The sequence below is a fragment of the Alkalibacterium indicireducens genome (genome assembly GCF_039522005.1).
GTDB lineage: Bacteria > Bacillota > Bacilli > Lactobacillales > Carnobacteriaceae_A > Alkalibacterium > Alkalibacterium indicireducens.
Genome location: NZ_BAAADA010000214.1, coordinates 1 through 9198 on the forward strand (window position 1 = coordinate 1; position 9198 = coordinate 9198).

8 protein-coding genes are annotated in these 9198 nt (G+C 45.4%); 1 reads left to right on the forward strand and 7 read right to left on the reverse strand.

The window, feature by feature from the left end; all coding sequences use genetic code 11:
* Nucleotides 1-141: 141 nt before the first annotated feature.
* Nucleotides 142-1245 (reverse strand): Glu/Leu/Phe/Val family dehydrogenase, encoded by a 1104-nt coding sequence (locus tag ABFX15_RS11840; RefSeq protein WP_346025603.1) that lies wholly within the window; start codon nucleotides 1243-1245, stop codon nucleotides 142-144.
* A 153-nt stretch (nucleotides 1246-1398) separates the two neighbouring features.
* Between ABFX15_RS11840 and ABFX15_RS11845 the strand changes: the two genes are divergently transcribed.
* Nucleotides 1399-2286 (forward strand): LysR family transcriptional regulator, encoded by an 888-nt coding sequence (locus tag ABFX15_RS11845; protein ID WP_346025604.1) that lies wholly within the window; start codon nucleotides 1399-1401, stop codon nucleotides 2284-2286.
* Nucleotides 2287-2327: 41 nt separating this feature from the next.
* Here ABFX15_RS11845 and ABFX15_RS11850 read toward each other — a convergent pair whose 3' ends face one another.
* The 6 genes from ABFX15_RS11850 to ABFX15_RS11875 are packed head-to-tail and all read right to left on the reverse strand — an operon-like array spanning nucleotide 2328 to nucleotide 9098.
* Complete coding sequence (locus ABFX15_RS11850; protein ID WP_346025605.1) at nucleotides 2328-3704, reverse strand: dihydrolipoamide acetyltransferase family protein; 1377 nt, start codon at nucleotides 3702-3704, stop codon at nucleotides 2328-2330.
* A 13-nt stretch (nucleotides 3705-3717) separates the two neighbouring features.
* Nucleotides 3718-4704 carry an alpha-ketoacid dehydrogenase subunit beta gene (locus tag ABFX15_RS11855; RefSeq protein ID WP_346025606.1) on the reverse strand — a complete coding sequence of 329 codons (987 nt, stop codon included), beginning with the start codon at nucleotides 4702-4704 and terminating at the stop codon, nucleotides 3718-3720.
* Between the two features lie 24 nt (nucleotides 4705-4728).
* Nucleotides 4729-5718, reverse strand: coding sequence for a thiamine pyrophosphate-dependent dehydrogenase E1 component subunit alpha (locus ABFX15_RS11860; protein ID WP_346025610.1), 990 nt, complete (start codon nucleotides 5716-5718; stop codon nucleotides 4729-4731).
* A gap of 18 nt (nucleotides 5719-5736) precedes the next feature.
* Nucleotides 5737-7152, reverse strand: a complete 1416-nt coding sequence (gene lpdA / locus ABFX15_RS11865; protein ID WP_346025607.1) for a dihydrolipoyl dehydrogenase — start codon at nucleotides 7150-7152, stop codon at nucleotides 5737-5739.
* 20 nt (nucleotides 7153-7172) lie between these two features.
* Entirely contained in the window at nucleotides 7173-8240 is a 1068-nt protein-coding gene (gene buk / locus ABFX15_RS11870; protein WP_346025608.1) for a butyrate kinase, read from the reverse strand.
* Nucleotides 8241-8261: 21 nt separating this feature from the next.
* On the reverse strand, nucleotides 8262-9098 hold the full coding sequence (locus ABFX15_RS11875) for a phosphate acyltransferase (protein ID WP_346025609.1): 837 nt from the start codon (nucleotides 9096-9098) through the stop codon (nucleotides 8262-8264).
* Nucleotides 9099-9198 lie beyond the last annotated feature (100 nt).

The window sequence follows — 9198 nt, forward strand, 5'->3', positions numbered from 1 at the left end:
CTTCTTTCTTTTTGTCTACTTTAATTTCTTGCCCTACTATTTTACTTTCCGACAACTATTTTACACATAGACAGACTTGACTGCCTGAGTGAGGATCTGACGGATCATGTGGTTTGTTGTATTTTATCTTGTCTTAAAAATTCAGCGGTTCAGAATCGATTTCGTATGCTGACTGAATATGCTTCTGGTACCTCTTACTGCAGCAATCCGTTCTTCTGCAAGGATATCCGCAGCTTTATAAGATGGAATACCATCGCGTTCTGCGATAGCAAATACTTTTTCAATCTGGTCGTACACTCTGTCGATGGACATGCGCGCACGAGCTTCGTTGTAGCCCCCGTTGAACTCGTCTGCCACTTGAATGACTCCACCTGAATTAATAATGTAGTCCGGAGCATAGATAAGTCCCATTTCTTCAAGTTTATCTCCGTGCCGAGCTTTTTCGAGCTGATTATTGGCGGCGCCTGCAATGACTTTGATGCCCGCGGCTTTAATTTTTTCCAGACTGTCATCATTGACGGTTGCTCCTAGAGCACAAGGTGCATAAATGTCGGCCTGGACTGAAAACAGGTCATCAGAAGCCACAATCTGGCATCCTAAATCACGTGCCCGATTTCTTGGCTCCTCAAACAGATCAGCAGCTATGACATGAGCCCCTTCTGCTATAGCTTTCTCGGCCAGAATATATCCGACTTTACCGACTCCTTCAATAAGAATCCGTTTGCCTTCCAGCGACGAGGAGCCAAACGCTTTTTTGGCGGCTGCTTTCATCCCCACATAAACACCATGAGCAGTTGAAGGAGAAGGATTGCCTGACGTTCCCGGTTTGAGTCCAGTTCCTGCAACATAGTTCGTTTCCTGATAAATATAATCCATCTCGATTTCAGTTGTGCCGACGTCCGCCGCAGTTATGTAACGGCCGTTCAATCCTTCGACAAATCGGCCGAATGCTCTGAACATCGCCTCTTTATTTACCTCTTTATCCGGATCCTTTAAAATCACAGTCTTCGCTCCGCCAATCGGAAGCCCACTGGCAGCATTTTTATAGGTCATTCCCTTAGCCAGTCGCATGGCATCCAGAATTGCTTCTTCTTCTTTTTCATAAGTCCAGTATCGCGTCCCACCAAGTCCTGGTCCTAATGTTGTATCATGAATACAGGTGATGGCTTTAAGTCCTGTTTCTTTGTCGTTCATAAAAATCAGTTGTTCGTAGTCATATTCTTCCAGCGCTTTAAAGATGTCCATTTGTTTACTTCCTTTCCGATTTTAAATTTGACTATATATGAATATTTTATGCGTTCCATTAAAAGTAGTTAATAACTGACCTATTTTATGCTAACGCTTACTCAACTCATGTATAATGAACAGACGAGCCTATTAGAAAGAAGGATGGATCCGATGGATATTAAACAATTGAAATATTTCATAGAGATTGCCCATACTAAAAACTTATCTCAAGCTGCACGTAATCTGTTTGTAACGCAGCCTACTCTATCTTTTACAATCAAAAAACTTGAATCAGAGCTGAATACCCATCTGTTCAACCCTCATGATAAATCGTTTAATCTGACCCGGTCCGGAAAACTGTTATACAAAAAAGGAACGCAGATAGTAAACGACTTTGATGACCTGGTACATAAAATCCAGCACATGAAAACGGATACAAAAGAAACCATCAGATTAGGGCTGACAATTCTTTTTGCCGTACAGTATATGGAACAGATATCAAGCTTCATCGCTACACATCAGAATGTCGATCTGATCATTACTCAAAACGGGTCCCGTAAAATACAGACTATGCTGGCGAATGACGAGCTGGATATTGGCCTCGTATCATTTCCGAATACCCAGTCGAACGCCATTTCCATCGAAGCTTTAAATACATCGACAAAAGGGTACAATGTCCATGTCGTTATGCCTGAAACGAATCCCTTGGCTGATGCCGAAGAACTGACCTTTATAGACTTGAAAAATCAGCGTTTTTCTACACTGAACGAGAATTTCATGCTTGGTCAGATGCTACTGGAGCGCAGCCGTCACCTCGGATTCGAACCGGATATTGTCATGTACCATGATGACTTGCAGGTTCTTTTATACAGCCTGCAGACGCTTGATTCGATCTGTCTGCTGCCTATTGAGTATCGCTCGATCGGAGCTCTCGATGGATTGAAATGGATTCCTCTAAAAGATAAGAATGATTATTTTTCAATCGGTATCGCCTTAAAGAAAGGGAAGGCTCCGACTAAAGCGATTGAAGAACTCATAGCTGAAATAAAGAAGAACTGACACTGTCGTTCATCCCTCTCCTATCGAGAGGGAATTATTATTTAATACAAATCAGATTCGTCAGAAAATCGGCCGAGGTTATCTTTTACAGTCTGAAGGAAACGTCCAGCCTGTAGTCCATCAATGATCCGATGGTCTATCGATAGACACAGATTGACCATGTCTGCTGCTTTAAAGCCACCTTCTTCAGTAGGAACAAATCGTTTGTTGATGCTTTCCACCTGCAGGATCGCAGCTTGAGGATGATTAATGATTCCCATCGACTGGACTGATCCGAAACTTCCAGTGTTGTTGACGGTCATCGTTCCACCTTGCATATCTGACGTGGTCAACTTGCCTTGCCGGGCGAGTCCTGCCAGGCGACTGACTTCTTTGGACAAGCCATTCAGTGAGTAGCGATCAGCCTGATGGATAACAGGAACAAACAAATGCTCGTCAGTAGCGACCGCAACCGAAATATTGATGTCTTTATGATAGACAATATTTCCATTGTCCCACGAGGTATTAATAACTGGGTGCTTCTTAAGTGCCTGAACGACTGCTTTTACAAAGAACGGGAAGTAGGACAGTGACACGCCTTCATGCTCTTTGAATGTAGCTTTTGTCTGTTCTCTCAGTTTAACGATATTGGTCACATCTGCTTCGACCATCAGCCAGGCATGCGGGATCTCAGTTGAACTTTGAACCATTTTCCGGGCAATGGCTTTGCGTATGCCATCAGCGGGAACCACTTCGCCGCCATTTGGCAGAAGTGAAGCTGCCGGTGCTGCTTTTTGAGGACGCGTCGATTCTGCTTCAACTGGAGATGATTCCTCTGAACGATTCTCTTTCTTATCAGAAGACTGTTGTGCAGCAGGTTTCTGACTGTCTACATCGAATGCCAGCACATCTTTCCGAGTGATTCGCCCATGTTTTCCTGTACCTTCAACTTGGGACAGGTCAATGCCGCGTTCCTGTGAAATACGAACAACTGCCGGAGAATAACGGGTCGTACTGTCGGAATCTTTCTGGGTATCCTTTGGAGTCGACTGCTTCTCATCACTCGTCGTCTGTCGCTCCATCGGTTCCCTTTCCGCTTCCTTGTCGATTTCCTCGTTGATATGGTCAGTGAACTCCTCACCTGTTTCAATGCCTGATTCCGAGCTGTCTGAATTCTCTCCCTCATCCTCTCCTTCTTCATCTGTCTGAATTTTCACCATTGGTGTTCCTATTTCAACATCCGTGTCTATGTCTATCAGAAATTCTTTGACTATTCCGGAATAATTGGAAGGGATCTCTGTTGTCACCTTGTCGGACACTGCTTCTGCAATCGGGTCGTATTTTTCGATCCTATCTCCTTCTGAAACCAGCCATGCAGCTATGGAGGCTTCGGTTACACTCTCACCTAGGTGAGGCATTTCAATAATTTCAATACTCATCAACTGATCCTCCTTAAAACTCTGCCAGTTCTCGCATAGCATTCGTCACTTTTTCTTCGTTGACCAGGAATTCACGTTCCAACGCAATAGCGTACGGCATGCTTGGAGAATCCGGCCCGGCAAGTCTCTTGATCGGTGCATCCAGATCGAAAAGCGCTTCTTCAGCAATAATCGCTGATATTTCGCTCATGATGCTGCCTTCCAGGTTGTCTTCTGTAACCAGTAGGACTTTACCTGTTTTTTTCGCTGCTTTGACCAGCGTCTCCTTATCCAGTGGATACAAGGAACGCACATCGACAACTTCTGCTTCGTATCCCTCTTTGCTCAGCGTCTCAGCTGCTTTCAAGGCATGATTCAGAACCATGCCATAGCCGATGACGGTAATATCGTCGCCTTCGCGTACGACATTTGCCTTGTCAAGAGGTACGACATAATCGTCATCGGATACATCTTCTTTAAGTAGGCGATACAACCGTTTATGCTCGTAAAACAAAACAGGGTCGTCAGAGCGGATTGCCGCTTTGATCAGTCCTTTGGCGTCATGTGGAGAAGACGGGGTAACGATACGCAGTCCGGGCTGACCGAAGAGGACCTTTTCTGTAGATTGAGAGTGATACAGCCCCCCTCTCACTCCACCTCCATAAGGTGCACGGTAGACAATCGGTGCTGTCCAGTCTCCTTTCGTACGGTAACGCATACGTGACGCTTCCGATATCAATTGATTGACGGCAGGCAGGATATAGTCGGCAAACTGGAATTCTCCGATCGCCCGGTAGCCGACGAGTCCGAGTCCTACTGCCAGCCCACCAATCTCACCTTCTGTCAGCGGTGTATTAAAACAACGGTGATCTCCGAACTGTTCAGCCAGTCCTTTTGTGACTCCGAACACACCACCTTTTACTCCTCCGACGTCCTCGCCGAAGATCACTACATTTTCATCACGTGCCATTTCTTCTTCTATTCCTTTTCGAATGGCTTCTAAATACGTCATCATTGCCATAGGCTTCTTCCGTCCTTTCAGAATCTATTTTTCTGCATAAACGTGGTCAAGAATAGTGTCAGCCGTCGGTTCCGGCATTTCTTCTGCCTCGTCTGTCGCTTTATTGATCTCTTTTTTCAGCTCAGTATCAATGTCTGTCATTTCTTCACGGGTCAGATACCCTTCATCGATCAGCTGCTTTTCAAAGAACAGAAGCCCATCGTTTTTCTTCAAATTTTCAATATCTTCTTTGGAACGGTAGACGGTGTGGTCATCGTCAGCAGAGTGGGAAGTCAGTCGTGATACCATCAGTTCGATAAGCGCTGGACCTTCTCCGCTGCGGGCACGCTCTACGACTTCTTTGAATGCGAGATAGGTTTCGACAAAATCATTGCCGTTAACTCTTTTTCCCGGGAATCCATAAGCAGGTCCACGTTCTGCCATCGTTTCATTGGCATACTGTTCATCCGTGCCTACGGAGATAGCATAGCCATTATTTTCAATGACGAATATCAGCGGCAGCTTCTTGACTCCTGCAAAGTTCATGGCTTCCTGCACTTCGCCCTGGTTGGCAGATCCTTCACCCGTTGAGGTCAATGTGACATAGTCCTGTTTTTTCAGCTGCGCCCCGTAAGCCACTCCTGTAGCGAGCGGGAACTGTGTACTTACTGTTGATGAATGGGACACAATATTATGCTCTTTGGAGCCGTAATGGTTCGGCATCTGCCGGCCATGAGAAGACGGGTCATCTTCTTTGCCCAGCGATCCTAGCATAATGTCTTTAGGTGTCATCCCCCAGACCATGCACGCAGTCATATCACGGTAATAAGGAAGGAAATAATCTTTTTCAGGCTGGAAAGCCATCGCCATGGCTACCTGTCCTACTTCATGTCCTTGACCGGAAATGTTGAATGAGGTCTTTCCTATACGTGTCAGCTGCCATAAGCGTTCATCGAGTCGGCGCCCCATAAGAATATGTCTATAGGCTTGAATGATTTCTTCTTTTGTTAAACCAGATTCTTCCAGTTTTTTCATCGCTTCTTCACTCACTTTCTATTTATGAATCGCTAATTTGTATACATCTAGAGCGGCTTCCTGAATGGCTTCAGACAAGGTCGGATGAGGATGGATTGCCTCGCCGATTTCGATCGGGCTGGCATCCATATAGATAGCTGTACTCACTTCAGAAATCAGATTCGTTGCATGTGGACCGATAATCGACACACCAATCAGGTCATCCGTTTCTTCATCTTTGATGACTTCTACAAAGCCATCCGGTTTTCCACCGATCAGTGCTTTCCCGTTCGAATTGAACTGGAAGGTTCCTGTCTTCACTTTCTTCCCTTCTGGAAGAGTCTCTTTAGTATAGCCAACGCTGGCTATTTCCGGAGACGTATAGGTGCATCTTGGTACGTTGACATAATTGATCGGCTCACTAGTATCATGGACAATGTGATCTACTGCCAGCTCCCCTTCTTTCATAGCCACATGTGCGAGCTGAAGGGTGTCGATGCAGTCGCCAATGGCATAGATATGGCTCTCGGAAGTCTGGTAATGGGCATTGACGTGAATGCCTTTTGCATCATATTTGACTGAAGTGTTCTGAAGACCGATGCCTTCCACCACAGGCTTACGTCCGATTGCGACCATTACTTTATCCACTACGAGTGGCTTGTCTTCTCCTTTAATGGTGAGAGACACTGTTCCATTTGCAATCTCAGCCTGTTCAACAAGCTGCCCGACTTTTACATCGATTCCTCGTTTACTGAACTGCTTTTGGAGTGCTTTGGATACTTGCTTGCTCTCGTTGATTAACAGGCGGTCAAGGGCTTCAAAGATCGTGATCTCAACACCTAGACTGTGAAGCAGGGAAGCCCATTCAACTCCTATGACCCCTCCACCAACGATCGCCATACGCTCAGGCAGTTCTTGAAGCCTCAGCATCCCATCTGATGACAGAATCATTTCTTCATCGAGAGGCAGATGCGGCAGAGAGTTAGGAACAGAGCCTGTCGCAATAATCAGTTTCTTAGGAACGTAGATCTCTTCTTCTTTGTCAGGATCATCAAAGGTAACAGCCACCGCGCCGGATACCGGAGAGAAAATAGATGGACCGAGTACTGCTCCTTTGCCTTGAACGACTTTTATCTTATTTTTCTTAACCAGACCTTGAACCCCTTGATACAGCTGATCAACGATGGCCTCTTTTCGTTTAGTCACTTTCGAGTAATTGACTTTTGCTGTCTCCCCAATCTCAATACCGAATTCATCTGCCATGTTAAAGGTATCCATAACTTCTGCACTTTTCAGCAGAGCTTTGGACGGTATACAGCCGCGGTGCAGGCAGGTGCCTCCCAGCTTGTCTTTTTCAACCAGGACAACATCTAAGCCTTTCTGGGCTGCCCGGATAGCTGCAACGTATCCACCGGTGCCTCCGCCAAGAATCAGTAATTCTGTTTCAATCGCCATAACGTTCTCCTCACATTTCCTTAATAGTGTTTCACCTGTTCTTCATTATTTAATACGCGAATCACGCCTTCAAACAAGGCTTCCATTTCCATTTCGCCGGGATGGACGATTACAGGTGCAATCCAGTCCACCCGCTCACTGATTTGTTCTACTACAAGCTTAGCATAGGCGATTCCCCCAGTCAGAATAATAAGATCTACCCTGCCTTTAAGAACAGCTGCCATTTCGGCAATGGCTTTCGCTAGCTGATAGGTCATCGCCTCCAGAATGAGTCTTGCTTCTTCATCGCCATTATCGATGCGCTCAATAACATTCCTCAGGTCGATTTCTTTTAAGTACGCGTATATGCCACCTTTTCCTGCGAGTCGTTTTTTAACGTCATCCAGATTCAGATTTTCTTCCAGAATCATCTTGGCAAAGTCATAGAGGGGCAGTCCGCCCGTTCGTTCAGGAGTGAAGGGGCCCTCCCCATCCAGTCCGTTGACTACATCGATCATCTGCCCCTGATCGTGTGCGGCAATACTTGAACCTCCACCCATATGGGCCACGATCAACCTGCTCGACTCGTATGTCTTTCCCTTTTCTCTTAAAACCCTTCTCGCAACCGCTTTCTGGTTTAAGGCGTGTACAACACTTCTCCGGTCGATCCCTTTCAGACCTGAAATTCTGGCGACATCGTTCAGTTCATCCACAACGACAGGATCAACAATGTAGGCTTCGACTCCTGCCAATTCTGCAATTTCATAAGCCAGTACAGCTCCTAAATTAGATGCATGTGTATTATATTTCTCTTCTTCAAGGTCTTTAAGCATGTCTTTCTCTACTAAATAAGTACCGCCGGGTATTGGCTTAAGAAGACCGCCTCTTCCTACTACACCTCTTAATGTCTCTACCGCGAACCCCTCTTCTAACAGAAATGAAAGAATCAGCTCCATTCGAAAGGCTTTCTGCTTCATGACGCCGTCAAACTGACCAATTTCTTCTGTGCTGTGCCTGATGGTCCTTGTTGCTACTTCTTCCTTTTCGTTGAACAATGATACCTTGGTAGAGGTGGAACCTGGATTGATTGCTAGTATATACTCTTTCATTTAAATCCTCCTGCTAAATACTTACTGATTACTCTCGGCCTGCATCAAGGCAAACCGCAAGGCATATAATTTACTTCTGACCTTATCGCTTCTTGAGGTCAGAACGATCGGTACGTTTGTTCCTACAATAGATCCACCAATCGTTGCATCGCCAAATAGAAGAAACGTTTTGTACAGGACATTTCCGACATCGATATTAGGAACGACTATGATATCCGCATCTCCGGCTATTGGACCAGTAAATCTCTTACTTGCTACTGCTGCTTCAGAAAGAGACAGATCCAGTGATATGGGCCCGTATACCGTCGCTTCTTCATGGTCTTTAAACCGCTTCGTCAACCGGTCAGCCGTCAATGATGAAGGCATCTTAGGATTGACGTTTTCAGCAGAACTTATCAGAGCTACTTTGGGTTTCTTCAGACCAATGGACTGGCCAACTTGTATGGCATTATTTATAATCTGTTCAAGCTGATCATCATCGGGAGTAATATTCATCCCGGCATCCGTCAGTAGAATATGCCGATCGAGTGCCGGCAGATTGACTAAAGCGACGTGCGACAGAAGGTCCTGCTTCTTAAGCTTATATTCTTTTTTGAGAACTTCTTTCAAGAGGGTATGCGTTTTTATCCCACCTTTAAGCAGAATACCTGATTCTCCGGAAGCGACGCTCCTGACGGCTTCTCTAACCATTTCTTCTTCAGATGAATACCCCCGATATTCCCACAGGTCATCTGAATCAATATTATCTTCAGTATCAAATACAATAAATTTTACCTGGTCTCCCCAATCTTCAAGACTCAGTTGGACCAGCTCTTTGATCTCTGATCTCGAGCCCCCGGCAATTGCTACAGTATGCATAAATAATCCCCCCCTATTTTATGTGTTACTGTCAAATTTTTTTGTTCTTAAAGGTCTATAACCGTTGTTCTATCAAGGAAAAGACAAAAAACACTTGCCC